Annotated in this window: 15 protein-coding genes and 1 tRNA gene; 3 read left to right on the forward strand and 13 right to left on the reverse strand. The window is 67.6% G+C overall.

Annotated elements, in window-relative coordinates; translation table 11 throughout:
* Positions 1-5: 5 nt before the first annotated feature.
* The 11 genes from NTY77_01490 to NTY77_01540 form a co-directional block, all read right to left on the reverse strand.
* Positions 6-1,052 (reverse strand): PorV/PorQ family protein, encoded by a 1,047-nt coding sequence (locus NTY77_01490; protein MCX5794154.1) that lies wholly within the window; start codon positions 1,050-1,052, stop codon positions 6-8.
* A complete protein-coding gene (locus tag NTY77_01495; protein ID MCX5794155.1) occupies positions 1,049-7,624 on the reverse strand; it encodes a hypothetical protein in 6,576 nt (2,191 codons plus the stop codon). The genes NTY77_01490 and NTY77_01495 overlap by 4 nt, the downstream gene beginning before the upstream one ends.
* 137 nt (positions 7,625-7,761) lie before the next feature.
* A complete protein-coding gene (locus tag NTY77_01500) occupies positions 7,762-8,505 on the reverse strand; it encodes a hypothetical protein (protein MCX5794156.1) in 744 nt (247 codons plus the stop codon).
* A 44-nt stretch (positions 8,506-8,549) separates the two neighbouring features.
* Positions 8,550-9,098, reverse strand: coding sequence for an HAD hydrolase family protein (locus NTY77_01505; GenBank protein ID MCX5794157.1), 549 nt, complete (start codon positions 9,096-9,098; stop codon positions 8,550-8,552).
* Entirely contained in the window at positions 9,086-11,914 is a 2,829-nt protein-coding gene (locus NTY77_01510; GenBank protein ID MCX5794158.1) for a bifunctional transaldolase/phosoglucose isomerase, read from the reverse strand. The genes NTY77_01505 and NTY77_01510 overlap by 13 nt, the downstream gene beginning before the upstream one ends.
* The gene (gene rpiB / locus NTY77_01515; GenBank protein MCX5794159.1) at positions 11,911-12,372 is read right to left on the reverse strand and encodes a ribose 5-phosphate isomerase B; all 462 of its coding nucleotides are present in this window, start codon (positions 12,370-12,372) and stop codon (positions 11,911-11,913) included. The genes NTY77_01510 and rpiB overlap by 4 nt, the downstream gene beginning before the upstream one ends.
* An 8-nt stretch (positions 12,373-12,380) precedes the next feature.
* The gene (locus tag NTY77_01520) at positions 12,381-13,232 is read right to left on the reverse strand and encodes a hypothetical protein (protein ID MCX5794160.1); all 852 of its coding nucleotides are present in this window, start codon (positions 13,230-13,232) and stop codon (positions 12,381-12,383) included.
* Positions 13,229-13,894 (reverse strand): hypothetical protein, encoded by a 666-nt coding sequence (locus NTY77_01525; protein ID MCX5794161.1) that lies wholly within the window; start codon positions 13,892-13,894, stop codon positions 13,229-13,231. The genes NTY77_01520 and NTY77_01525 overlap by 4 nt, the downstream gene beginning before the upstream one ends.
* A gap of 29 nt (positions 13,895-13,923) precedes the next feature.
* Positions 13,924-15,705 (reverse strand): SpoIID/LytB domain-containing protein, encoded by a 1,782-nt coding sequence (locus NTY77_01530; GenBank protein MCX5794162.1) that lies wholly within the window; start codon positions 15,703-15,705, stop codon positions 13,924-13,926.
* A 377-nt stretch (positions 15,706-16,082) separates the two neighbouring features.
* A tRNA-Gly gene (locus NTY77_01535) sits at positions 16,083-16,153 on the reverse strand.
* Between the two features lie 43 nt (positions 16,154-16,196).
* A complete protein-coding gene (locus NTY77_01540; GenBank protein MCX5794163.1) occupies positions 16,197-17,177 on the reverse strand; it encodes an NAD-dependent epimerase/dehydratase family protein in 981 nt (326 codons plus the stop codon).
* Positions 17,178-17,576: 399 nt separating this feature from the next.
* On the opposite strand from NTY77_01540, the gene NTY77_01545 reads away from it, so the two are divergent.
* From NTY77_01545 to NTY77_01555, 3 genes are read left to right on the forward strand one after another with little or no spacing between them, the layout of a single operon-like run.
* Positions 17,577-17,831, forward strand: coding sequence for a hypothetical protein (locus NTY77_01545; GenBank protein MCX5794164.1), 255 nt, complete (start codon positions 17,577-17,579; stop codon positions 17,829-17,831).
* A gap of 59 nt (positions 17,832-17,890) precedes the next feature.
* Positions 17,891-19,243, forward strand: coding sequence for a sulfatase (locus NTY77_01550; protein MCX5794165.1), 1,353 nt, complete (start codon positions 17,891-17,893; stop codon positions 19,241-19,243).
* Complete coding sequence (locus tag NTY77_01555; GenBank protein ID MCX5794166.1) at positions 19,240-20,403, forward strand: hypothetical protein; 1,164 nt, start codon at positions 19,240-19,242, stop codon at positions 20,401-20,403. Before NTY77_01550 ends, NTY77_01555 begins: the two co-directional genes overlap by 4 nt.
* A gap of 11 nt (positions 20,404-20,414) precedes the next feature.
* Here NTY77_01555 and NTY77_01560 read toward each other — a convergent pair whose 3' ends face one another.
* Together NTY77_01560 and NTY77_01565 are read right to left on the reverse strand one after the other, a co-directional pair.
* Positions 20,415-21,392 carry a PorV/PorQ family protein gene (locus NTY77_01560; protein MCX5794167.1) on the reverse strand — a complete coding sequence of 326 codons (978 nt, stop codon included), beginning with the start codon at positions 21,390-21,392 and terminating at the stop codon, positions 20,415-20,417.
* A gap of 1 nt (position 21,393) precedes the next feature.
* Positions 21,394-26,319, reverse strand: coding sequence for a fibronectin type III domain-containing protein (locus NTY77_01565; protein ID MCX5794168.1), 4,926 nt, complete (start codon positions 26,317-26,319; stop codon positions 21,394-21,396).
* Between the last annotated feature and the right edge of the window lie 42 nt (positions 26,320-26,361).

Genomic DNA, 26,361 nt, shown 5'->3' on the forward strand with positions numbered 1-26,361 from the left:
GGGCCTCACCGTTCGCGGTACCGGTGGGATAGTTTGGCCGGCAGATTGAAGCTGACCGAGAAGCGGTGCGTCGAGGAGCCCAAAACTCCCATGGGCACGAAGGCGTAGTCGAAGGTGAAATCGGCGACGGTCAAGCCCAGGCCCATGCTGATGCCGGACATGACGTCGAGGTCGTTGATGTTCAGGCTGTTGAAGCCGCCGCGCATCATCGCCTTGACCGTCTTGTCCACCTCCCAGACGTACTCGCAGCCTGCGGCGGCGGCCGGAGAGTTGTTGACGGGAACGATCCCCTCCAGGGACAAGGTGAAGCCGCGCGCGGGGCGGATGGCTCCTCCGAACCTGACCCGCGTGGGCAAGGTGTCCCGGGTCCGGTCGAATTTCTGTCCCACGCCGACGTTCTGCACCACGGTGGCCAGGTCATAGGGCAGGACGTTGTTGTAGAAATGGGCCTGGAAGCCGAGGTCTCCGCCGAAGCCGTCGGCGCTCTCGACCATTTCAGAATGGATCCACCGCCCGGTCACGCCCATGTCGAGGTCCAACTCGCTGTCCGAAAGGTCGTAGACCGACTGGCCCCAGCCCAGCTCGAAGACGTAGTTGCGGGGATGGAAGGAGCCGCTGCCGACCGGGCTGGCGCTGTTGTCGGTCCGGGCGATGGATCCGAGGTCCTGGTAGCGGAAGCCCCCGGCCACCACGGAACTGTCGTTGATGCGCTGGGCGTAGGACGCCGACTGGTAGCTGATGTCCTGGACGTACAGGGAGTACATGGTGGCCGCGGAGAGCCGCGGGATCTTGGCCAGGCCGGCGGGGTTCCAGTAGAGCGAATAGGCGTCGTCGGTCACGGGGGTGTAGGCGCCGCCCATGGCGATGCCGCGCGCGCCGATGTCGAAGAGCAGGAACTCGGAGCCGGCGGTCCCGATGGCCGAGGAGGAGAAATCGGTGGCGGCGCGGACCGGCGCGGCCCAGAGCCCCCAGGCCGCCGCGGCCGCCAGCAAGGCGGGCGCCAAGCCTCGCCTGTTGCCGGGCCGTCGCCGTCCAGCGCTCGCGGCGTTCATCTGATCACAGCCAGCTTGCGTACCGCCTTGATCCCGTTGCCCTCGGCGACCACCAGGTAGACGCCGCTGGCCACGGCGCGGCCGCCGCGGTTGGCTCCCTTCCAGGTGAAGATGCCGTTGCCGTCGGCGCTGCTGTCGAGGACCATCTCGCCGCGCAGGGTGAATATCCGCACCCGGGATGCGGCGGGGAGTCCGTCGATGGTCAGCCAGGCCTCGCGGGAGGTGTAGTAGGGGTTCGGGTAGATGCGCATGAACTCGGGAGTCGTGGCGGCCGGCCAGGTCCCGACCTGGAAGATGGAGAGATGGTTGAGCGTCGCGGTGATCGTGGAGGCCGAGACGAAGCTGGGCAAGGGCACGCACTTGCAACTGGCGGGGTCGAAGCGCAGAAGGACGGCCTGCTTTTTGTCTATGGCGATATGGTCGGCGGTATTTTCGGGCTCCGTGTCGTTGTAAGTCACGGTGAAATACAGCGGCAGCTTGGGCTGCAGCGGCGGGTCGGTGGTGATCTCGAAGGCCAGTCTGTTGTCGCCGCCGCAGAGGTTGCTCGTCACTTCTCCGATCATGGGAGAGCATATGCCCTGAAGCTTGGGATACTTGGTGGTCGGGGAGAAGGTCGAGATGGTCACGACGGTGTCGGAGGGGAAGGCCCCTCCCGGCGCGCTGAACGATACGACGTGCTGCGTTTGGGGCGGGTTGGCCTTGGGATCGAAGAGGCCCACCGTGCCGCCGCTGACGGAGCCGCCCGTGCTGACGGTGACATTGACGGACAACGAACCCGAGACGACGCCGGGGATGTAGGTGTAAAAGTGAGGAAGCGACGCAGCCGTGGTCGGGTAGTCCTGCTGGACGTTGGCCCGGGGGCCCGCCCCCGGAGGGTCAGTAGGCAGGGGGCCCTCCCAATGCGGGAGATTCTGGACGTCGATCGTGAAATAATAGGTGACCCAGGTCTTGAGGTTGGTAACCAGCCCGGTGTTCGTGGGGAACCACAGTCCGTTGCTCTTCTCGGTCGCGGGGGACGGGAAGCCGAGGCCCGGGGGCACGATGCCGCAGTCCGGCCCGCTCGATGGGACGGTCCGGAATACGGGCTGGAGATTGCCGCTGGTATCAAAACCGGTGCAGGTGGTCTGCAGGATCTGGAAGCTGCTTTGGGGATAGCCGATCCGCGTCAAGGGGGGGTTCCAGGCGATCTGGTCCATCCACCACAAAGTCGTGCTCGTCGGCCCCGTCGGCGGGATGGTATAGAATACGGTGGGAGCCAAAGGCAAAGTGGAGGTGAATCGGTCGGCGCCGTCGGGTCTGGCGCCGACGGCGTCATAGGACGAGATCAGGTCGGTCCATTCGTCCGTGTAGCTGAAGTCGGTGTTGACCGCTTTGTCCCAGGTCAGACCGAGGCTGTTGAGGGAGCGCGCCCGGACATAGACCGGCGCGGCCTGATTGATTTCTCCGAGGATGGTGGTCGTGGAGATGTGGTTCGGGTTCGTGTCGTTGTAGAAGACGCTCACGGTCTTGTACGTGATGCCCGGCTGCCATTCTCCCGTCGTGCGGCTCCAGGGGCCCGAGGCGTATTGTATTTCGTAGGTGACCGGGTTGAGCTTCCCCTCCGGGCCGGTCCCGCCCGGGCGCGTGCCCCAGGCCGTTATGATGCTGCCGGTCGTGATGGCGTGGAGGTCATCCCCAACCCGGGGACAGCTCAGTTCGAGGAAGATGGGCGAGTTCGCCAGGGTGTAGGCCGTGGCCGCCTCCGACAGCGGGCCCTGGGAGCCCCCGGGGATCCAGCCTGGGGGCACCGCCTGGACCTGGATCACGCTGCGGGTGTTCTGCGACAAGCCGGTCTGGCTGTAGTGGTTGTCCGACACAGTGGCCAGGAGGTATTTGGGGTCGGTGGCGGGGATGGTCGCATTCACGACATTGTAATTCACGCCTCCCGACGCCGCGGTCCAGGACCACTTTATGGTGTCCGTGGAGTAGGCCGATCCGGACAAGCCGGAAAGGCTGGTCATGGTCTGCGTGGAGACGTATCTGTTGACGCCGACCAACGCAGGGAAGATGGGCCGTTCCAGGCCCCAGTCCGAGCATTCGCCGTAGGGATTGCCGTTGAGGTTGCAGGCCCGCACGCGGAAGTAGAACGGGGTGTTGGGACTGAGGCCCAGAGGCGAGTCCGGGGCGAAGTTGCCCTCGGTCAGGCTGAAGGTGTCGACTATGAACTTGAAGAGGGAGTCCCGGGCTTCGTAGACTTCGTAGAGCGTGCCCTTGCCGTTGTAGGGAACGCCCATGGAGTTCGCGGTGCTCCATTTTATGAAGAATGTGTTGGCTGAAGTGGTGGCGATGTACACGTCCACGGGCTCGTTGGGCAGGGTGTAGGCGGCGGCCGTGGAAACGGCCGCGCCGTTGTAGTCCCCGGAGATGTTGTAGGGCATGACCTTTATCCCTTGTATCGAGCTGGACGACAGTGTGTAGATGGGGAAACTGAAGGAGTTGCAGGGCGTAGCCGGGGCAGGGCAGCCGCCGACGCCGCCTTTGTCGGGCTGGGTCGAGATGAAGACTCCGGTCGTGGCGACATAGACGTTGTAGCCGTCGAAGTCGGTGCCCGGGACCAGGCCGGCCGGAGTGTTCCAGGTGAAAGTCATGGAAGTCGTGCCCACGCTGCTGAGGCTGGGGGACGGGGTATATGCGCTGAGGTTGTCCACCGGCGTGCGGGGCCGGTGGGGCCCGACTTGGAGCATGTAGCTTTCGGAAAGCTGGTCGTTGGCCCCGGCCCGCAGGTGATACCAGCCGTAGGGCATGAGCATGCCGCCGTTGGCATCGGCCAGATTCCCGGGCACCTGCACCGTGATGGATGAGTCGGTCAGGCTCCAGGTGTTGTTTGCGGCGTTGACGGCGATGCGCGTGCTCAGGTCCACGATGAACCCGGAGTTGCTCTGGGAGGCTCCGCCTCCGGAGCCGTCCACGGCTTGCAGGACGAGGCGAGGATGACGGTGGTCGGAGTCGGCGGCGTTCGAGCCTCCGCCCGAGGCTTCGGTCATCCCGTGGAAGCGCGTACCGGTCGTGGTGAAGAGGTCGCCCACGCTGGGCAGGGCGCGGGGACGGGAATCGATGACCGGCGCGTCGGTGCCGTCGATATGGCTGCGGCGGGTGCTGGGAGGATAGTCTACGCTGTACTGATCGAGCCCGGAGGAGTAGAGGCCGTGGCTTTCCGCGGTGTTCAGATAGGAGCTGAGGTTGGAGCCGCCGATCGCGAAGAGCGTCCCGTCTACAGCCATGGTCATGGTGTGGTAGGCTCGTTCGGTGGACAAGCCGCCCCATATGACCCAATTATTGGTTGCCGGGTCATACTGCTCCACCGAGTCGATGGGCTGGCCGCCGTTGGCAGCGGCCCGGGCGCCGCCGGCCACTAGGACGGTGCCGTTGGCCAGGAGCGTCGCGGTGTGGCTCTGCCGTTTGCCCAGGTTGGTCGCAGTGTCGACGAGGGGTGCCCCCGCGGCCCAGGAGTTCTTGGCCGGGTCGTAGAGCCAGACGTTGCCGATCTCCCAGTTCCCGTCGTTGCCTCCGACGAGCATGACGCGGCCGTCCATCAGCAAGGTGGCGGTGTGGTAGCGCACGCGAGGTGTAGGGGCGCCGGGCAGGGGGGCGGGCGTGTTGTTGTAGGGGAACGGACAGGGAGAGCCGGCGGATCCCTCCCAACAGGAGTTGACGGAATTGAAGATCTGGACCGTAGTCAGGAGCGATGACTCGTTCTGGCCGCCGACTACGAGGACGCGGCCGTCCTGCATGAGGGTCGCGGTGTGCAGCCAGCGGCCTTCCGGCATGTCGGGGACTCTGCGCCAGACCGCGGCCGTGGAATAGTACACCTCCGCCGTCTTCTGAACGACCCCGTTGGCATAGCCCCCCAGCGCCAGGACATTTCCGTCCGGCAGGGTCGTGGCTGTGTGGTTGCTGCGCGGTGAGATCATGTCGCCGGTGGGCAGCCAGATCCCCGTATCCGGATAGTAGATCTCCGCCCCTCGGATGGCCCCGGTCGAGAGCTTGTTGGTGGAAAGGCCGCCTGCCACCAGCACCCGGCCGTTGGGCAGCAAGGTCGCCGTGTGCAGGTCGCGCACCTCCTTCATGATGCCGGTCGGGGAGAAGGTCTTGGTCTTCGGGTCGAGGATCTCCGCGCTCTGGAGCACGTTGGGCCCGTTCGTCCCGCCAGCCACGAGGATCTTTCCGTTGGGCAAGGTCGTGGCTGTGTGATAGGCTCGCCTGGCGCTCATGGAGCCGCTGGCCGCCGAGAAGTTGTTGGCTGGGGCCCAGCTGAATTTGTTCCAGACCCTGGACGTGTAGTTGGGCACCGGTATCATGGGGCAGGTGACCGCCGGAGGGTTTTGCGTGCCCCAGAGGATCGGGTCGCAGGTCCAGCCCCCGATCAAATGGGAGGCGCCTCGCGAAGTCAAAGTCAGGGTCTGCCCGAACCTTGGATTTATGAGGGCGTGGCCGCCAACGGGATAGAGCCAGTTGGCGGGTCCCTTGTTCGGCTGGTACTGCTCGAGGTCGCCGAAGATCATTTGATTGACGATCAGAACGGAACGGTCCGCCTTGAAGGTCGCAAGCTCCAGGTTGAGCTGATCCGCGAAGTAGTCCGTGATTTTTGCGGACCCCAAGGCGTCATAACCCACATTCGACTGCAGCGTCATCGGGTTCCAGTCGATCGGTTGGTGGTCGGAATCGGTGGTGAGTTTCACTGTCCCGGTGACGTTCCCGGGCCCTAGTGTCACGGTGGGGGTGAATGTGACCGTGAGATTCCCAAAGCTCCCCCCCACCGTGCCGGACAAGCCGGAGAGGTTGACTGGCGCCAGATCGATATCCACGGTCGAGTCACCATTCTGAAACGGGGGCCCTATTATTCTCCCGGAATCCAGGGTCATCTTGACATTGGAGAGGTTGGCCCCCTTGAATTCGTCGCCCAGGTTGTTGACCACGACATTGAGGACTAGGCTGCCCGAGGTGATGCCATGGGTATCGCCTTTTTGAAAACCACCTGAAGTGAAATTGGCGTAGTAGACCGAGCCAGACGTTATGTTGGCCTTTACCGACCAACGAGGCGGCTTCTCGAGGGTGACCGTCCCGGCCTGGTCGTCAGGCTTGAACGAGGGGTAGAGGACCTTGCCGCAGACTTCGCCTTTGCAGGTCACCTGGGCGTTGGCCAGGTTGACCCGGAGCCCGGCCTTGGTGTCGGGTGCGCCGGGATCGAAAGCAATCTTATTGCCGTCCGAGAATTCCACGCGGGGATTCTGGGGAGCGGGACTGTCGGGGTTCAGGGTGAAATACACCGACCCCTCGGCGATGACGCCGCCGACGTTATGGAGCGTCCCTTCATAATCGGTCAATGTGTGGGATTCCGCGGACGGAATGAGTACCGAGGATGGGCTGGTGACCTTATACGAGACGGCGTCGTAGGTCACGACGCTTCCGTCCTTCAGTACTGTCGAGAAAGCGGCATTGGCGCCGTCTGGGTACGAGTTGCTGATGTTGCCCAGGCCGCCGAGGACCTCGACGGAGCCGTCGGCAATGAGCGTGGCCGAGTGCTGCTTGAGGCGGATGAACGCGCTGCCGGCCGGAGTGATGGACTGGCCATAGACCATGTTGTCTCCGACCGGATCGTAAATCTCGGTCGATTGGAGGTAGCCGAAGGTGTTGGATACGTATGGTTCCTTGGAAATGGGTTTGTCATTGATGGGAGTGACTCCGTCGTAGTTCCCGAAGCCGCCGACGATGAGCACCTTCCCGTTGCCCATCAACGTCGCGGTGTGCTGGGCTCGGGCCTGACTGAGCGGGTAGGCCGACTTGAAGACGCCGTTGTCGTATATCTCCGCGGTCGTGAGGCGGCTGTAGGCGCCGAGGGTCGGGTCGTAGCCCCCGGTGAAGAGCACCCGGCCCCCGTCGCCCCCATTGATCGCCTTGTCGCTCTCCTCGTCGGGCAGCTTGGTCGCCGTGTGCAGGCTGCGGCCCTGCTGCATGGGGTACGTGGTGGGGTCGAATCTCCCCGGCGAGGAACCGCAGGCCGAGGCCGAGGCGGACGGAGTGAAGAGATCGCAGGTGGCCAGGCTGGCGACGGCGGGGTTGAGGCTGTCTCGTCCGCCGCAGACCAGCACCTTGCCGTTCAACAGCAGGGTCGCGGTGTGGTCGAAGCGCGGCCTGACGGCGCCGGCGATCGTCGCGTAGTAGTGCCAGCAGTTCAGGACCGGGTTGTAGACCTCGGCGTTGGTCAAAGCCCCGCCATTGTAGCCGCCCACCACCAGGACCTCCCCGTTGGGCAGCAGCGTGGCCGTGTGCGAGGTCCGGGCCACCCCCATGTGGGCGGCCGAGACGGTCCAACTGCTGTCTAGGACCTGCTCGACCTGGTAGACGCCGTTGGCGGCGTCGTCGGTTATGGGGGCGCCGCTGGCGTCAGCCCCGCCGACGATGAGGATGTTCCGGTTGGTGAGCAGCGTGGCGGTGTGCCCGACGCGGGCGGAGATGCTGGAGACGACGACCTGCGCGGCGGCGGGCCGGATGCACAGCGATCCGCACACCAAAGCGAGGAGCCCGGCAGTCAACCTGAGTCTATAGGGTGGCATAGGCGACGGGCATTTCCCGCCCGGTCGTGAGCTTAGGTTAACACCGCCTTGTTACAAAAACAATAACGTTCGGTAAATGCGGCGGGCTCGCGGGCGGCCGTCAGTGCCGGCGTGCGCTAGGGCAGGACCAGGACCGAGGCGCCTCTCTCCACTTGGCTGTTCTCGGGGTCCAGAGTCCTCTTCTTGCCGTTGACCCAGAACCAGTAGCGGTAGTTGGTCCCAGGCAGCAAGTAGAGGGTGAGGGCCCAGACCCCATCATCCTGGTGGACCATCTCGCGCCGGCCGCCGCGCACGATGAAGGCGCCGGCCAATTGGACGCTGCGGGCACGGGGCGCCTTGAGCTTGAACTCGACCGGGACGGAGTGGCGGTTGTCCCCGGGGGCGGCGGCTGGCTGGGCGGCCTTGACGTTGGCCTCGGGTTGGGGCTTCTCCCGGGCTTTGACGGGCTCCGCCGCCGGAGCGGGCTTGGCGGGCTTGGGGTTCGCCGTAGCGGGAGCGGGCGCCGGCGCCTTGGCCGGGGCGGCGGGCGGAGGTTCCGCCGCCTTGGCGGCAGGCGCGGGCTGAGGCAGGGTCTTGGCGGGCCGGCGCGGCGCGGCCGGGGCCGCGCTCACGGGAGAGTAGAGATGCTGGTAGAGCTTGGCGGCCACCGCTCCGCCGAAGACGCTCACCAGGATGAAGTCGACTAGCAGCAGCACGCCCCACAGCTTCGGGCGCGCGCGCGAGCCGGGCGCGGCACCGGCGGCGGGCGATGGCCCGCCGGCCTGGGAGGGCAGCCGTTCACCTTCCCCGGAGAGGGCGACCGGTTCCGCTTCCTCCTTGATCCCGAAAAGGTCGACCTGCAAGGTTTTCTTCGTATCCAAGGGGGTTCTCCTGGCGAGATTCTACCGTCTCTGCCGCGTGCCTGTCAACGGAACCTGCCCAGGACTTGTGCCCAGAGCCCTTGGGATTTGAGCAAGGCCTCGGCCACTTCGCGCACGGCGCCGTCGCCCCCGGCGCGCCGGGTGACCCAGCGGGCGGCGCGGCGCACCTCGGGCCGGGCGTTGGCCACGGCCACGCCCACGCCGGCCGCGCGCAAGACGGGGAGGTCCGGGAGGTCGTCGCCGATATAGAGAGCCTCCGCCGGGTCGGCCCGGGCCTCGCGGCATATCTCGTCGAAGACCGCCTTCTTGTCGAGCCGGTGCTGGTAGACGTAGGCCATCTTGAGCAGCTTCATGCGCTCGGCCACGCCCCGGGACATGCGGCCGCTGATGACCCCGGTCTTGAGCCCCGACTGGGCCAGCCAGCTCAGGCCGATGGAGTCCTGGGCGTGGATGCCCTTGAACTCCACGAGGCGGCCCTTGGTGTCCACGAGGTGGAAGATGCGGCCGTCGGTGAGCACGCCGTCGACGTCCATGAGCACCAGGCGCACCCGGCGCAGCCGGGCTTGCAGGGCGCGGGGTCCTAGCTGGGGCATGCCGAAAGCTCCGCCGCTGCGTTGACCACGGCCCGCAGCGACTCCTCGACCGCGGTCCCCAGCTCCAGGCGCAGGATGCGCCGTCCCCCCTCCAGCAGCGCCGCGAAGTCGCCGCGGGCCTGGGCCCGGTGCAAGGTCCCGAAGCTGAAATCCTGCCTGGGCACGGGCAAAGACGCCGCGTCGGGCGCCACCAGCTCCAGGAAGACCCCGTTGGCCGCGCCTCCTTTATAGAGCTGTCCGGTGGAGTGCAGGTAGCGGGGGCCGTACTGCACGGTCACCGCCGCCTTGGATATGCGGCGCAGGTGCCGCTGAAGGGCCTCCAACTGCAGCCGGGCGCCTTCCTCCGGATGCACGTAGGCGAGAACCGCCGCGTAGTCCCCGGGCTTGAGCCGCGCCAGATGCGCGGCCAGGACGCGGCTCAGGGGCAGGTCCAGGCCGCGGTTCGCGCCCAAAGACGAGCGCAGGTCCTGGTCCGCGAAGGCGGCCAGGCCTCCGGCGCGCAGGTCCGCCGTCTCCTTGGGCAGCACTCCCCCCTCCAGGCCGCCGAGCAGCCGCTTGGTCTGGTCCTTGGCGCTCTGCACATCGGGCTGGTCGAAGGGGTCGACACCCAGCAGGAAGCCCGCCGCGGCCGTGGCCGCTTCCCAGAGGAAGAACTGCGCCCCCAGTTCGTAGCGGTCGGCCAAGGAGAAGCGCAGGACCGGATGCCCGGCCCGCTCCAGGTCCGCGAGCCGCTCTTCGACGTCGCGCTCGGGCTGCTCGCGCAGGGCTATGCGCACGAAGACGCGGTCCGCCCCGTAGGACTGGGGCGCGCCCAAGGGCTCGCCATGCACCGGCAGGATGCCGCGGCCTTCCTTGCCCGTGGACTCGGCGATGAGCTGCTCGATCCAGAGCCCGAAGGGCTCCAGGGCCGGCGACAAGGACAAGGTCAGCTTGTCGCGGCCCGCTCGGGCGTGCAGCCCCAGAGCGGCGCCCAGGCGCAGACCGGGGTTCTCCGGGGCAGCCGCGGCGCAGGAGCGCGCCATGGCGCGCGCGCAGTTGAGCAGCCGGCCCACGTCCAAGCCCATGACCGCGGCGGGAACCAGCCCGAAGAGCGACAGGGCCGAGAAGCGGCCGCCCACGTCCGAGGGGTTGAGGAAGACCTTCCGGAAGCCCCTGGAGAGCGCCGCCTTCTCCATCGCGGTGCCGGGGTCCGTGATGGCCACGAACTGCCGTCCGGCCTTGGCGCCGGCCCGCCGGGAGACCCTGTCGAAGAAGTAGTCCATCAGGCAGTTGGGCTCCACGGTCCCGCCGGACTTGCTCGATACGAAGAAGAGTGTGCGCGAAAGATCCAGGCGTGCTTGCAGAGCCGCGACCGTGGCCGGGTTGGTCGAATCGAGGACCTCGAGCGTCGGGGCGCCGGGGGCCGGCTCAAAGACCCGGCGGAAGACCTCGCAGGCGAGGCTCGATCCGCCCATCCCCAGCACCACGGCGTGCTTGAAGCCTTCGGCGCGGACCTCGGCGGTGAAGCCGCGCACCGGGCCCAGGCCCGCGGCCATGGCCTCGGGCAAGGAGAGCCAGCCCAGGCTGTTGCGGATGATCTTCTGGTGCGCGGGCTCGCCTTTCCAGAGCGCCGGGTCCTTGCTCCAGAGCCGTTGGCAGAAGCGCGCCTCCTCGAACTCCCTGAGACCGGCGACGACCTCCCCCTCGACCGCCAGCACGGAGGACTTCCTCGCGGCCACGGTCTCCAGGATCGTGTTGTAGGACTTCTCGAAGGCCCATAGACCCTCGTCTTCCAGCCTGCGCATGGCCGCTCCGAGGTCGAGTCCCAGTGCCTTGAGGCGCTCCCAGTCGGAACGCGCCCCGGCCACGTCCTCCTCGATGCTGGGGCGGCAGGCGCCGTGGTCCCGGAAGGCTTTGAGCGTGGCCGGCGGCATGGTGTTGACCGTGTCGGGCCCGATGAGCTCGCAGACGTAGAGCGTGTCCTTGTAGGCCGGGTTCTTGGTCCCCGTGGAGGCCCAGAGCAGGCGCTGGGGCCTGGCCCCCTTGCGCTGCAAGGCCTCGAAGCGGGGGCCGGAGAACTCCTTTTTGAATATCTGGTAAGCCAGCTTGGCGTTGGCCACGGCGCCGCGCCCCAGGAGCTGCCGGGCTTCCTGGCCGCTGGCGCCGCCGCGAGCGGCGAGCGCCTGGAGGTCGCGGTCGAGGCTCGTGTCGACCCGACTGACGAAGAAGCTGGCCACGGAGGCGCAGACGGAGAGGTCCTTGCCCTGGCGCGCGCGCAGTTCGAGCCCCTGCAGGTAGGCCTCCACGACCCGCGCGTAGCGCTCCTGCGCGAAAAGCAGCGTCACGTTGACCGGGATGCCATCGGCCACGGCCTCGGTGATGGCGGGCAGGGCCGCGGCCGTGCCCGGGATCTTGATCATGACATTGGGCCGCCCCACCACCTGGTGCAGGCGCAGAGCCTGGGCCTGGCTGGCTTTGGCGTCCTGGGCCAGCTCCGGGGGCAGCTCGATGCTGGCGAAGCCGTCGCGCCCGGCGGTATCGTCGTAGACCCCCCGCAGAACGTCGGCCGCCGCGCGGATGTCCTCGGCGGCCAGGGCCTCGAAGAGGGCCGCCGGCTCGGGCTGCCGCGGGGCGAGGCGGCGGACGGCTTCATCGTAGTCCTTGGAGGAAGACAGGGCGGCGGCGAAGATGCTGGGGTTGGAGGTCAGGCCGCTGACCCCGTCTTCGGCGACGAGCCGCGCGAGCTCCCCGGATTCGAGGAGCTCCCGGCTGATGGTGTCGAGCCAGACGCTGACGCCGAAGCGGCACAGCTCTTTGAGAGGGTTGGTCCGGCTCACGCTTTTCTCTCTTGGAATTCCTTCTCCAGAGCGGTCACCTTGTCGCGCCGGCGCGCATGGCGCTCGACGTTCGAGAACTTGGCGGCCACGAAGGCCCGGACGAGCTCATAGGCCAGCTCGCAGCCGATGATCCGGCCGCCCAGGCAGAGGACGTTGATGTCGTCATGCTCCACGCCCTGATGGGCGGAGTAGGTGTCGTGGCAGACGCCCGCGCGTATGCCCGGGAATTTATTGGCGGCCACGCAGGCCCCGATCCCGCTGCCGCAGACCATGATGCCGCGCTCGGCCCGGCCGCCCAGGACCTCAGAGACGACCTTGCGGGTGTAGTCGGGATAGTCCACGGGGTCGGGGGCGTCCACACCGACGTCGAGGATCAGATGCCCTTCGCCCTCCAGCATGCGGCGCAGGAGCTTTTTCAGTTCGAATCCACCGTGGTCGGAGCCCAAGGCTATGCGCATGATTGATTCTACCCCCTCGCTAAGAAGCGGTCAATAGGCAGCGCTGCGGCCGCGACGTCGGCCGCCAGCTGCGGCGCGATGACCTGATAGCGCCGCCCCAGCGCGCGTCGGGTCTGCCGGGACAAGGCCGTGTCGCGGAACACCCCGCCCCAGAAGCAGACCGGGACCGGGCCGGCGCGATGCAGGCTCCGCCCGGCCTGCTTGGCCAGCAGCGCCAGATGGCGCGCGGCCTCGTCGCGGATGAGCCGCGCCCGGGCGTTGGTCCTGGCCAGCCGCAACACCCGCGGGGCCAGGCCGGCTACCAGGCGCACGCTCTCCGGGGTGGGCGGCAGAGCCGGAGGCCCCAGCCTCAGCCGGCGCCGCAGGAGCGGATCGCGCAGGGCCGACCGTCCGATCCAGAAACCCGAGCCTTCGTCCCCCAAGAGCTGCCCCCAGCCTCCGGAGCGACGCCAGCGGCCGCGCCAGTCCCGCGCGATAGCGATGGAGCCCGTGCCGGCCACGACCAGCAGGCCCGGCTCCCCGCCGAACGCGGCCGCGTGCGCCAGCTCAACGTCCGAGACTGCCTCGACCCGGTCCGCCCAGGGCCGCAAGACGCGCCGGGCGGCGCCCAAGGTCTCCGGCGCCCACAGGCCGGTGGAGCCTAGGGTCAGCCGGCGCAGGCCGCGGAACCGCAGAAGCCGGCGCAGGCGCGGCAGGACGGCGGGAAGCTCCTGCCAGGGGACCGCAGGCAGGCGGCAGCGGCGTAGCACGCGGCCGTCCGCGCCGGCGAGACAGGCGCGCAGCCAAGTGCGGCCGAGGTCGATGCCCAAAGAGAGAGAAGTCCGCGCGACCTTCGGTCGCGCGGTCTTCTTCTTTTTCACGGGGTCTTGAACAGCGGCGCGCGCTCGGTCTCCGCCTCGGCGAGGATGTCGAGGAGGGCGTTCTGCAGGGCGCGCGACCAGGCGATGGACCTTTCGCGGTCATCCAGAGGGATGGTGGGGTCCATCATCTGGTGGATGATGTCCTGCACGATCTGCCGTCGCGTCGGGATGGAGTCGTCGATGCTGATCTTCACCTTCGGGGTCTGGCCGGGCAGAGCCTGCTGCAGCTGGACCTGGAAGACGCCGATGGGGAAGATCTTCTTGCCCTTGATGTTGAGAGGCGCCTTGCGCAGGATCTCGCGCGGAAAGGGCATGCGGTAGGCACGGCCTGCGATGTACACCTTGAGCGTCGGCTGCGGGAATCCCAGGAAATTGCGGGTCACGCTGAGGCGATAGATGTCGGGTTCGACCTGATAGAGCATGGTCTGATGCGGCACGATGGGCACGCGGTACATCTCGGCCACCCTTCCCCCCTCGCCTTCGAGATTCACATAGAAGCCGCCGGACTGCGTCTCCCCGGCGGGAGTGGTGAAGCGCGCGCCCAGGATGATCGCCGCGATGCCTTGCTCGGGGAGTCCTTTGCGCAGGGGGGCCGAGCCGGAGCAGCCGGCGCCCAGCAGCGCCGCGGCGGCGCAGACCAGCGACGCGGGTAGGTGGCGCATGCGCCTGTCATCATACCTTTGCCGCGGGCTCATTTCAAGGAACCTTCGGGCGCATAGTCCGAGCGCCCCAGAGCGGTGCCGGGATAGTAGGAGAGGATGATCTGCGGGAAGTCCTGCCCGGCCTCCGCCCGGCCCATGGCGCCGGACTGGCACATCCCCACCGCGTGACCCCAGCCTCCCCCCGTGAAGGTGACGGCTTCAGGTTTGCCGTCCGCGCCGAGGTCCGGCGTGAACAGGAACAAGGTGCTGCGCAGCGAGCCCAGGCCGGGCAGGCCGCGGATGGCCATTTCGGAGTCCACTTTGACCCGACGGCGCGTCCCTTCCAGGATCAGGGCGTTGATGTTCCCGGACGAAGCCCGGCGCAGGGTGCGGATGAGCTTGAGGCGGCCGGTGTGGTAGCGGCGGTCGATGCGGCGGGAGAGCTCGGTCCAAGTCACCAGGCGGGTCCATCGGAAGTGCGAGGGGTGCACGAAGTTGGAGGGGCCGCAGTAGGCCTGGGGCGAGGATGTCAGCCATCGGCGCAGAGCCCATGGCGAATCCGGGGCCGCTTCCGGGATGGGGCTGTCCGATATCCCGGTCCAGTAAGGGACGTTGCCCCACCCGGTCAGGCCGCGGCCGTCCTGGGTGTGTCCGCCGCAGTCGGAGGAATAGATGACGTGGGCCGGGCGGCCCTGATAGATGACGATGATGCCGCGGGTGGCCTCGACCACGGCCCGGGAGCGCTCGCTCTCGGCGCGGGCCCCGGCATAGACCTGGCAATGCTGCTCGTCGCAGACGTCATAGCCGTCCTTGCGATGGCGGCGCGTGACCGTCTTGATGAACAGGGCGTGCGTCCGCGCCGTCACGGCTTGAGCCTTGAGCGCCTCCAGCGGCGAGCGGATGGGCATCTCCGCGGAGACCACGCCATGGGTGTAGTTCTCCAGGTCGATCTGGTTGACCACGCGCAGGGTCCGCCGCCAGACCGCGATCTCCACTTGTCCGCGCAGGAGCTTCTCCGCCGTCGCGGCGGTCGCCTGGCCGGAGCCGCTGAGGTTGAGCGCCACCAGGCCCTGCTCGCGGGACCGGGGAGTGATGACGAAGGGCTCGCGCCGGACGAGCCGGACGCGGCCGGACCCGTCAGCGACCTCCAGCGCCAGGCGCCGCCGGACCCTCTTGATCCGGGCCACCCAGAACTCGTCGGCCCGGACAGAGGCCAGGCTCTTGCCGGTCTTGGCGTCGCTGAGGATGAAATCCGTCGTGGCGGAGAAGGCCACGGACCGGCGGGCTCGCGGCCGCCCCAGGGGGGTGGTGCCGATGCCGATGCGCAGCACGGGGACCCCCTTCGGGAATGCCGTGGAGGGCGCGACGGCGGCGACGGGGCTGCGCACGCCGTCGAGGCGGGCCCCCTCCGGCGAGAGCAGCGGCTGGACTTTGGCCAGGAGCGCGGCGAGCTCCGGATTGTGGGGATCGGCCTCGAGCGCCTTAGCGAACTGCCGGAAGGCCTCGTTGAACCGGCGCGCGCGCAGGTACAGGCGGCCCAAGGCCTGCCGCGCCTCCAGGAAATAAGAATCTGAGCCTACGCCCTTGCGGTAGGCCTCGATGGCGTTGGCGGGGTCTCCGAGCGCTTCGTAGGCGCGGCCGAGGAAGAGGGCGTCCAAGTTGGACGTCGGCCCGGCCGCCGCGGTGCGGGTGAGCAAAGTCACGGCCTGCCGGGGCTGGGCCGAGGCGAGCTCCGCGCGGGCGAGTCCCAACCTGGCCCAGGCGTGGTCGGGGTCGTGCTGCAGGACGCGGCGCAGGGTCGCCGCGGCCTCGGCCGCGTCGTGGGAGCGCAGTTGGGCCCAGCCGAGCGCGCAGAGCGCCTCGTCGTCCAGGGCGTCGAGCCGGACCCCGCGGCCGTACCAGAGCGCCGCTTGGCGCGGTTGACCGGCCTCGTCCCAGACGGCCCCGCCGTTGAGCCAGGGCAGGACGCTCGTGGAGCTGACCCGGATGGCCGCCTCGTAGCGCGCGATGGCTTGAGCGTATTCCCCCCGGGCATAGGCGTCGGCGCCCTGCCTCAGCAGGCGCCGGAGCTCGCGGGACGGGTCGACCGGGGGCCGGGGGCTGGGGAGCGTCGTCGTGGATGTCCGGGCCGGCGAGCCTCCCGGAGCCGGAGCCTCGGCCCAGACCAGAGGTCTGGGCCAGAGCAGGATTATGACGGTGAAGAAAAATGAGCGGGCGAAGGGAATCGAACCCTCGTTTAGAGCTTGGGAAGCTCCCGTTCTACCATTGAACCACGCCCGCGTCGATAAGGCCCCCATATTCTATTGCATCCCTGGCGGGGCAGTCAATGCGCTTGGGCGCCGCGTCCCTGGGAAAGGCTGCGGGCGCAGGCGAGCAGGGCCTGGAGCGAGCCTTGGGCCGGCGCGAAGCCCACCGCCTCCTTGAACTTCTGGTTGGAGGCCACGACCGGATAGGCCAGGTAGGAGGCGATGCCCTCGGGGATGGTGGTCTTGAAGAGCCGTCGGCCCAGCCAGAGCCCCAGCCAGAGCCAGGAGAGGGGCATGGGCAGGCGCCACTTTTCCAGCTCGCGGCAGACCCGTGCGATGGGGACCGCATCGTCCGGGACCACGTTGAAGGCCCCGCGCAGCTGGGGCGCCTCCAGAGCGCGGCAGAAGGCCTCCAAGGCGTCGGACTCGCTGAGGAACTGCAGCGCGCCTTGACGGCCGAGCGCCGATGCCGCGAAGGGCAGGCGGCAGAAGCGGTGCACCGGGCCGCCGGGACGCTCCTCGGGCCCCACCACCGTGCACAGACGCAGGACCGCCACCTGGAGGCTGCGCCGGACCTGGGGCATGGCCTTGGCCAGCTCCTCCTCGATGCGGCGCTTGTGCACCGCGTAGGCCAGGCCCGCTGCGCGCAGGGGGTGAGTCTCAGCGAGCGGACGCCCGTTGCCGCGGCGGGCGCCGTAGGCCGATGTGGAGCCTGCGATGACGAGCCGCTGCACCCGCGGGCTCTTGTCCGCGGCCTCGAGGACCACGATGGTCCCGTGCACGTTGGTCTCGCGGGCCCGGACGTCGTCGGCATGGTCCGCGTTGAGGAAGGCCATGTGGAAGACGGCGTCCACGGCCTCCTCCTCCAGGACGCTGCGCAGCAGATACTCGTCGCGGATGTCCGCAGTCACGGTGCGCAGCTTCGCGTGGGCCGGCAGGCCCGGGGCGGCCGCGTCCAGCCCGATGACGCGGGACACCAAGGGATGCTCGAGCAGCCGGGCCGAGAGCAGCCGCCCCAGATAGCCGGAGCAGCCGGTCACGAGGACTCGCTTGGGCATCGCGGATGATTTTAGCTAATGCGACGGCCGGCGGCAATGACGAGGCCAAACTCGACTTCACCCACTTTTCCTAAAGCTGCGGATAGCAGCCCCCTGCCGTCCAGCCATTCCGACGGGCAAAGCCCGTCGGAATCCCGCGCACGCAGCGCGGAAGAGATCGTTTTTGGACAACTGTGTCCGGACATAGTCGCCGGGCGCTGACCGAAGGTCAGCGCGGGTTTGGCGGCTGCGCCGCCAAACCTCTAAAAAGAATGCCTGGCCCCCCAGGGTGGACTATCTTCTCTTGCCTTTCACCAACCATAAGGTGGCCGACGGCTTTGTGCGGTCAAGTCCGTAAGAGCCCGCCTCAAACGTTGGGGCGTCGAGGAGGCAGGGCGTATCCGGAAACAGGCTTTCCAGTTGGAATATCCGAGGGTTCTGACCTGGGCAGGCCTGGTCAAACTGGTCTGGCTGACGATGTGGACCTACGGCTTGCTCCGCAGCATGCGGCTCAAGGCCGAACGCCCCTACGAGAAAATCCTGGCGAATTATCCCGCTTTCGGCCCGGCGCCACGCTTCCCCTATTATCGCGTCGCCGAAGTCCTCGCCTGGCTTCTCTGCGTCGGAGCACTCACCGCCCCGGGGGCTCTATTGGCCCGTTGGGAAAGTGGGTGAGGTCGTGCGAGGCCAAAGGGGCAAAATGTTATCATGGATTCGCGACCTGGGATCCGACCATGTTGAGCTTTGGCTTCCTGCTCGTCTCGATGCTGACGCGCCCTTCAGCGGCCGCCGCGTCCGCCTCCGCTCCCCGGCAAGGTCCCTGGAACGTGATCCTGGTCGTGATGGACGCGGCCCGCGCGGACCATACCTCCCTGTACGGATACGCTCGCGACACGACCCCCGCCTTGGCCGAGCTGGGCCGCAAGGGGGCCGTGTTCGAATCCGCCCTGGCCCAGTCCGACTGGACCTTGCCTGCCTTCTCCTCCATATTCACAGGGCAGAGGCCCGCGACGCACGGCGTCTGCATGCCCAGAGACTCCCTGAGCGGCGCGCAGCCGACCTTGGCCCAGCTCTTCCGGGAACGCGGTTTTCAGACGGCGGCCTTCACGGCCGGGATCTTGGACATAAGGAGAATGGGCCTCGGCCGCGGTTTCGACTCTGTCGCGGCGTTCCACAGAGCCTCGGGCATGGGGTCTATGGCCCAAGCCCTGCCCGCGGCCTTGAGTTGGCTCGAGTCCAGGTCCTCCTCGCCCTTCTTCATCGTGATCCATGGGGCGGACGTGCATTATCCTCATGTGTGCCCGCCGGATTATCTGACCCGCTTCGCTCCGCAGGGACCGCGTCCCGGCGCCGGTGCGCCGGGCGACGTCAACTTCCTCCAAGCCTTCGATCTCTCCGGCAGCGTCGACTGGCGGAGAATGCCGTCTGAGTTCATCGGTCGGGTGGCCTCGATCAAGGCGGATCCGCAGGCCATGGCTCGCCTCGCCGCCGACATCGCCGCCGAATACGACGGCTGCATGAGCTACGGCGACAGCCAGCTGCCGGCGCTCTATGAGGCGATGACCAAGCTCCGCCTTTGGGACAACACCATCCTCGTCGCGACCGCTGACCACGGCGAGGAGCTGGGCGAGCACGGCGGCTTCGGCCACGCCTCGCGGCCGCTCTACGACGAGGTCCTGCACGTGCCGCTCGTGGTCTGGCAGCCCGGCGTGCCGGGCCTCGCCGGCCGCAGGATCAGGACTCCCGTCGAGGAGATCGACCTCCTGCCCACCCTCATGGAATTGGAAGGCTGGCCGGCTCCGCCCGGAGCGCAGGGCCGGAGCTTCAGGGACCTGCTGGAAGGGGCGACGCGACCGGCGACAGACTCCGGCCAGTACTCCCAAGCCTCTTTGCGCGCCATCGGCCCGAGGATTCTGGACCTGGAAGCCTACCGGAACGGGGATTGGAAGATTGTGCGGCGCGAACACCGCTGGGAGCTCTTCGATCTCGCCGCCGACCCCAAGGAGAGCCGCAGCCTGCTGGACCGGGAGCCTGGGAAGTTCATGCAGCTGGCCGCGGAACTGATGCGGCTCAAGACCAGGCCATGAAGCTGACCGCTCTGCTGCTGCTCGCCTGGCCGCTGTGCGCCCAGACCGAGGATTGGGATGCGACGTGGCAGAGGTACTTGAAGGCCATGTCCCAGTCCCCAGCCTCCGATGCCGCGAGGCTGCTTCTCCAAGAGCTGGAGCCGTGGCGCCTGCCGGCCGCGGCCAGGCTGCGGCGCGCCGAGGAATTGGCGGCCCTGTGGCCCGAGAGCGCGGTCCTCAAGGCCGCTCTGGCCAAGGCCCTATGCGCCAACGGGCAGCAGGCGCGAGCGCTGCGCATCCTGGAGGATCCCGGCTTCTCCCGCCGGGACGTCGACCTTCAGCAGTCCCGGGCCTCGGCCTGGGCGGAGTGCGGCCAGCCGGGACAGGGCGCCGCCGGGCTGGCCGACCTGGTCCAGACCGCCGTCTCCACCAAAGACGCCGTGCGCGCCCTGCGCGCTCTCTTGAACCTGCCCCACCGCGGCTCCGAGCTTGGCGTGGTGGCCGCCTTGAAGCGGCAGTGGCGCGGCCAAGTGGATTCGGGCTCCAAGGAACTCAGGACGCACCGGCTCCTGGCCGAGGTCTACTCCTGGGCCAGGGATCCCGCTCTGGTGCCTCTCTGTGAGAACGCCATCCGGCTGTTCCCGCAGGAGATGGTATTCTTCGATCTCCTGGCGGAGCGGCTGATCCTCCTCGAGGATTGGCCGGCCGTCGAGGCCTTGCGGCTGGGCCAGCTCCAGGCGCTCCAGAACGTCAGTTCCCAGGATTACCTCCTCCTCGTGGAGGCGTATGTGCTCTCGGGCCGGCTCGACCAGGGGCTGGAGAGGCTCCGCGCAGGCTTGGCGGACGCGCGGCTGGACCCCGCCGACAAGGTCGGCTTGGAGGACAAGATCGTGGTCCTGGAAGCCATGGAACGCAGCCGGCTTTCCGAGCCGCAGGCTCCCGCCTGCGACTTCACTGATGAGGACGGGGACCTTGTGGTCGATTGCGGCGGGCGGCGCCTGGGCTATTCCCTGGAGACCGGCCGCTTCACGGGCCAGGACGACCCCGCCCGCGCCGTCCCCCTCGCCTGCCGGCTCATGGAGCGGGTCGAGGAGGAGCGGTTCTCGGAGCGCGCGGAGCGCCCGGCCATGGGCCATGAAGTCAGGGAGATGCTCAAGGCGGCCGGCTACTTGGACCGGTGACCGCCCGCGGCTCAGAACCGGTAGGAGAGCGTGAAGCGGTGCGTGTCGCCCAGCAGGCCGTAAGGCATCCAGGCGTAGTCCAGGGTGAAGCGCGCCACGCCCAGCCCCGCGCCCAGGCCTAGCCCGGAGAGTGAGGCCAGGTCCGAGCCCATGGTCCGGCCTTCGTAGCCCGCCCGCACCGCGGCCGACAGGTTGGGCCCCACCGCGCTGCGGAATTCCGCGCCGAAGGCGGGATAGATGCGGTTGTCGCGGGGCGCCACCACGTCCACGCTCAAAGAGATGTTCCGGGTCGGCCGCAGGCTCTGGCTGAGCGCCACCTGCAGGGGCAGCGGGTCGCTCTCCTGATTGTATTTCAGGCGGCCCCCGAGGTTGTGGACGCTCAGCGCCAGCGTGTAGGGCATGCCGCCGGGGTGCCCGCGCAGACGGATCCCGAAGTCGGCGGCGCCGGTCGCGGCCACGTCCTTGATGCGGGAGGAGATGTACTTGACCCCCACCCCCGCGTCGATGGAGCGGGTCAGGGCCCCGCCCCAGGCCAACAGCGCCGCGAAATCCTGGGGGGTGAAGCGGTCGCCGGTGGCCGTGCCCGTGTTGTCCACCGCCTCGAGTTGCCCGGAGTTGAGGTAGAGCACGCCCACGCCCACGGCGCCCAGTTGATTGGTCTGCAGCTCGCGGCGGTTGCGTCCCAAGATGGAATCGATGGGCTGGGCGTAGGCCATGAAGTCGTAGAAGGTGGATTGATAAAAGGCGGCATGGGTGAAGGCCGCGTGGCGGTAGCTCAGGGCCGCCAGCCCGGCCGGGTTCCAATAGACGGCGTTGGCGTCCTCGCACAGGGCGCGCGCGGCCTGGCCCATGCCCGCGGCGCGCGCGTCGGCGCCGAGCTTCAGGAACTGCGCGGCGGAGGTCCCCGCGTCCTTGTTGTTGAAGGCGGCGCCCGCGCTGCCGGCGCAGGCCAGCCAGAACGCCGCCGTCAAGAGGAAGGCGCGCTTCATCTCATTTCTCGATCGCGAACCTCAGGATGCGGCTCGACCCGTCCTGCGACGACTTGACCTGGGCGAAATAGACCCCGCTGGCCACCCTCTTACCGGCCGTGTTGCGGCCGTCCCAACACTTCGTGCCCGCGTCAGTGCTGGAGAACGGCAGATCGATGACTTTTTCTCCGGAGAGGGTCAAGATGCGGATGGAGCCCGAGGTGGGCAGGCAACCGGCGTTGGGATTGAGCTGTTCGCAGCCGAAGGCTAGCCCGACCCCCTTGCAAGGTCCCGTCGTTGGAGTGCCGAAAAGGCCGTCGGTCCCGATCTTCCAGGGGACCGGATAGACCCGGACGGCGGATGCGGTCTGGCCGTAGGAGGTGGCGCCGAAGAGCCCGAATATGGAGAAATGCGACACCAGGGCCGAGACCCTCCTGTCCACCGTGTTCACGCTCGTGGGCAGCGCTTCCCAGGCCAGGATCGAGGTGTTCAAGGTGTAGAGCTGCAGCCTGGCCGCCGGCACCGACGGATTGGATCCGTCGACGATGCCGTCGCCATTGGCGTCCGCGTAGGGCAAAGACAGCGACGCCGATGAGCCGAGGGCGCCGTTGAAATAGTTCACGCCGTCCAAGGTCGGCACGATCTCCAGCAAGGTCGGGTAGGCCTGGGAGGGCGGCATGAGCATCTGCCCGGTGGGCGGCCGGGAGAGGGCCTGGGCCAGGAGGCTGGAGGAGATCCGCAGAGGGTGGCTGATGGGGTCGGAGCTCACGTAGATGCTCGCCGCCGAGGGGAAGGCGTTGGGAGGCAGCAGCAGCTGGATGGCGCTGTTGACTCCGGGCGGGGTGAGCTGGGTCGGGAAGTAGCTGTGGTAGAGGTCCGCGGCCTGCGCGGCGCTGAGGGCGGTGTTGAGCAGGCGGATGTCGTCGATGACGCCGGAGAAGCCCAGGTTGTAATTGCCGGTGCCGTCCTTGCGGTTGCCCACCGAGATGGGCGCGGTGTTGGTCACGCGCGGCCAGCTGACGGTGGCGCTGGAGGCGAAGATGCCGTTTATGTAGAGCGTGGCTTGGTTGGCGGGGCCGCGGTCGAAGACCGCCGTGACCAGGTCCCATTGGCCGGTCCGGACAGTGGAGGTGCCGAAGATGGTGGCGGTGTGGGGGCCGGTCATCTGTGTCCGGAAGAGGTATCGGGGCGCACCGGCCCGGTTGGTGAGCTCCAGGCTGAATGATTCGTCGCCCGAGACTCCCTTGGTGACGAGCCCCGCGCCGTCGGTCTGCACGGCGGTGGCGGGCTTGACCCAGGCGCTGAGCGTCAGGGAGTCGGTGAAGTCGTACTGGGCCGCGGGCGGGATGCTCAGCAGAGAGTTGCGTATGCCTGAGAAGGAGACCGCATGGCCCAGGTCCGGCGGCGCGTCCGTGGTGAAGGTCGGAGTCGAGTTGAGCGCGCTGCAGTTGGCAGGGATGTCCAGGCAGGCGAGACCCCCGGTGTTGGCCCAGGCCGAGGCGTCCTTGGCCCGGGTCCCGGAGTCCTCATCGAGGTGCCAGAGCCCGATGAGCCCGGGCGGGATCGCGTAGGGCGAGGTCGGGGCCGTGGAGCGGGTCACCGAGTTGTCGGCCTTCGTGCAGATCGAGCCCGCCGGGACGAACCCCGTGCCGATCTGCCCTCCGTTGATGGCCTGCACCTGCGCGTAATAGGTGGCGCCGGGGAACAGGCCGCTGATCGCGGTGAATGTGCTCATGACGCTGACCGTGGCCGCCACCACGCCGTAAAGGGAGTCCGTGGCCAGGATGATCTGGTAGAAGGTGTAGGAGGCGTTGTTGTTGGGATTCCAGGACAGGTTCACCGTGTCGCTGCTGGCCCCGGTTATGCCGGGCGCGGTAGGAGGGTTGGCCTTGGTGAAGGCGTAGACCACCGCGGAATAGGGCCCATATTCGCCGTTGGAGTTGTAGGAGGCGATCTTGGCCCCGCATGCGGTGTTGGGGCGGAACGGGCCTGAGGAGATGGTGACCGCGGACGTGTTGGGATTGTCCAGGATCGGAACCTCCGCGTCGCTGACCAGCTTGTAGCCCACCGCGCCGGTGACCGGGTGCGCGGACCAGTCCCACTTCACGGTGGTGATGTTGGTCCCGGTCCCGGTCAGCTCGGGCGGCTGGGGCCGGGTGACGGTGGATGCGAGGATCGCGAAGTTGGTCAGCAGCCCCCCGAAGCCGTCCTCGGCGCGGCCGTTGGCCGCGCGCACGCGGAAGTAGTAGGTGGAGCCGGCGTTGAGGCCGTTGACAAGGTAGGAGTTGGACGTCCAGTTGTTGGTGATATAGACGAGCGTCGAGATCGAGACGGGCTGGAGCAGGTCGTTGAGCGGAGACATGGACACTTCGAAACGGGTGTAGGGCGGGTTGGTGCTGTCCCACTGCAGCTTCACGGACCCGGTGGATACGGCGGCCGCCCTGAGGTTGGCCGGCGCATCGGCCAAAGTGTAGGCGCTGGCGGAGAGCGAGAGCGGGCTGTACGAGGCGGTGACGCTGTCCTGGGCCCTGAGCTGCAGCGAGTAGAGCGTGTTGGTCCCCAAGGGGGCGTTGGACAGGTCGTTGGTCTGGGTCCACGGGGGGTTGGGCTGAGAGCCGGGATTGAGGTCCCCGAGGGAAGGATTGGGCGGGATGGGGACGGCCGCCCCTGTGACAGCGTCGAAGGGAAGGTATCTGAACGGGACGCAGATGTTGACGGGAGGAGTCCAATTCCAGGTGATGACGTTGTTCCCGGAGACCCCGGTGAGGTTCGCGGGCGCGTCGGTGAAGTCTCCCGTGGTCGAGAACCCGGCCGTAGACGAGGTGTCGCTCCATTGCGTGTAGGCGCCGGTGTCTTGGGCCTGCACGACGCGCAGAAAGGATGTCCCTTTCGCCAGGCCGGTCTCCACGCAGTTGGTCTGCCCGTTCGGGAGAGTCGGCGGACCGCAGACCGCGATGGCGCTGATGGAGCCGTCGCCGTTCATCCGGGACACCTGGTAAGGGGTGGCGTTGGCGCTGGCGGGATAGGCGCTGCCCTTGATCACCGGGCTCCAGGTCCAGTTGATGGTGGTCTTCGGACAGATCACGGGGCCCGCGGGGAGGTTCCCCGTCAATCCGGTCGGGGTCGCGGGCTGCGAGACGAAGCTCGCCGGAGGATCCCCGCCGGAATCAGGGCCCCGCTCCGCGAACTTGCCTTCGTCGTTCTCGCATTGTATCGCGAAGACGAAGTGGGACGACTTGGGCAGATTGACGATGCTGATGACGTCGTTTTCTTTGGTCTTCGCGAAACTGGTCACGCTCTGGTACACGCCGTTCTCCTTGGCGATGACCGCGCAGCGCGTGTCGTCGGGATTGTCCCGGATGTGCGCCTTGAGGGTGACCGAGGTGGGGCCGGTGCCGGTGATCGTGTCCGGACCGACGTTCGGCCTCGCGGCCAGGGTCCTGACGGTGGAGACGCCAGAGGAGCCGGAGGGGCCTGCCGTCTTCCCCGAGCCTCCGGTGTCCACATAGGTCGCATTGTAGGAGAGGGTGTAGACCGTGTTGGGAGTCAGGCCCGTGGGGGAGTAGTAGGGATAGCTGTTCGGGGAGCCGGGGCCGCTCGCGTTCGTGTTGATGGTGTACGTAGTGTTCTTGCCGGGAGCGACGCCGCAGGCGGCGTAAGGGGATTTGCAGGTGTTGCAGGCATAGCTCGACCAGTTCCAGGTGATCGACGTCGCGCCGACCATGGGGACCGTGGGGTTGGGCGGGAGCATGAGGCCGGTCTGATCCACGGTGATGGACAGGCCGCGATAGGCCATGTTCTCATCCTCGTCCTGCGCCGTTTGGTTGGTGCCGGAGGTGGGCGTGTGGATGACACCGAGGTAGATTCCCATGGTTCCCGCCTTGCTGCCATGCACAAAGCCCCCGATGGGACGCCAGGTCGGGGTCAACCAGTCGGCATAGTAGGCTTGGCCGGCGTAGTCGGCGGCGACCTGGCCTGGAGGCATCTCGTAATTGACGATGCGGATGTCGTCCAGCTGGCCGTTGAAGTTGTCTCCGGCCGACACGTTCGGGGCGATGCCCAGATAGACGGTGCCGGTGGTGCCTTGGTAGGTGTTCCCGGCGGTCCTCTCCTTGACCTTGAGTCCGTCCACGTAGATGGTCTGATACTTCGAATTATAGTCGAAGGTGAAGACCAGGTGGTGCCAGGCACCGTCAGCGATGCTCGAGTCGGCTTCGAGGTCGTCGCTGTAGAACCCGAGATGGGGCTTGCCGTTGCGCAAGGTCAGGTGCAGGCATTGGTCCAGGGTCGCTGCCGCCTGGCATTGCTCCAGGATGGGACGGTCGTTGTTGCCTGAGGGGCTGGTGGGCACGCCCGAGGCCTTGACCCACAGCTCCACCGAGAATGATCTGTTGTAGAAGACGCTGTCGAGGGTCGGGACCACGGCGTAAGCCGAGGAATAGGCGTAGCTTTTCGCGGCGGGGGCACAACCGGGCACTGTTTTGCAGCATTTGGCAGTGCTGTAGTTCCCGATGAAGGTGAGATTCTGGAGGAAATCCGCGGTCGGCCCGGTCCCCGTGGCCCCCCAGCTCGTCACGGCCGTGCCGGGATTCGGGATCGCGTCCACGCACATACTGCTGTCGGAGTGGTTGCCCGGGACCGGGTTGGCGATGTGGTGCTGGCCGCCCGACGAGTCGTTGCCGTCGTTGTCGAAATGCAGCAGGAGGCGCGTGCCGGTGATGCTCTTGCGGGGATAGGAGCCGCCCTGGAAGCCTGGCGCGGGCGCGGTGAACCCCACGTACCACGAGGGTACGGTGGTGTAGACGGTGGGGGAATTGTCGGTGGCGACGGGGTCCGCGCCTAAGCAATAGGTGATGCTGGAGAATGCGACGCTCGGCGAAGCGTGCAGGCGGGAAGCCCCGATGACGATGAGGAAAAAGGCCGCCAGGGATGTCCTTCGGAGGTTCATGCGCGCGCTCCCCGCCACAACGCCAGCGTAGTCCTGGGATGT

It is taken from the genome of Elusimicrobiota bacterium (assembly GCA_026388095.1).
GTDB lineage: Bacteria > Elusimicrobiota > Elusimicrobia > UBA1565 > UBA9628 > UBA9628.

Coding starts and splice junctions, on each gene's coding strand:
- NTY77_01555 (MCX5794166.1), top strand. CDS start 19,240: ATGAAGCTGACCGCTCTGCTGCTGCTCGCCTGGCCGCTGTGCGCCCAG.
- NTY77_01560 (MCX5794167.1), bottom strand. CDS start 21,392: ATGAAGCGCGCCTTCCTCTTGACGGCGGCGTTCTGGCTGGCCTGCGCC.
- NTY77_01540 (MCX5794163.1), bottom strand. CDS start 17,177: ATGCCCAAGCGAGTCCTCGTGACCGGCTGCTCCGGCTATCTGGGGCGG.
- NTY77_01525 (MCX5794161.1), bottom strand. CDS start 13,894: ATGCGCCACCTACCCGCGTCGCTGGTCTGCGCCGCCGCGGCGCTGCTG.
- NTY77_01490 (MCX5794154.1), bottom strand. CDS start 1,052: ATGAACGCCGCGAGCGCTGGACGGCGACGGCCCGGCAACAGGCGAGGC.
- NTY77_01565 (MCX5794168.1), bottom strand. CDS start 26,319: ATGAACCTCCGAAGGACATCCCTGGCGGCCTTTTTCCTCATCGTCATC.
- rpiB (MCX5794159.1), bottom strand. CDS start 12,372: ATGCGCATAGCCTTGGGCTCCGACCACGGTGGATTCGAACTGAAAAAG.
- NTY77_01550 (MCX5794165.1), top strand. CDS start 17,891: ATGTTGAGCTTTGGCTTCCTGCTCGTCTCGATGCTGACGCGCCCTTCA.
- NTY77_01505 (MCX5794157.1), bottom strand. CDS start 9,098: ATGCCCCAGCTAGGACCCCGCGCCCTGCAAGCCCGGCTGCGCCGGGTG.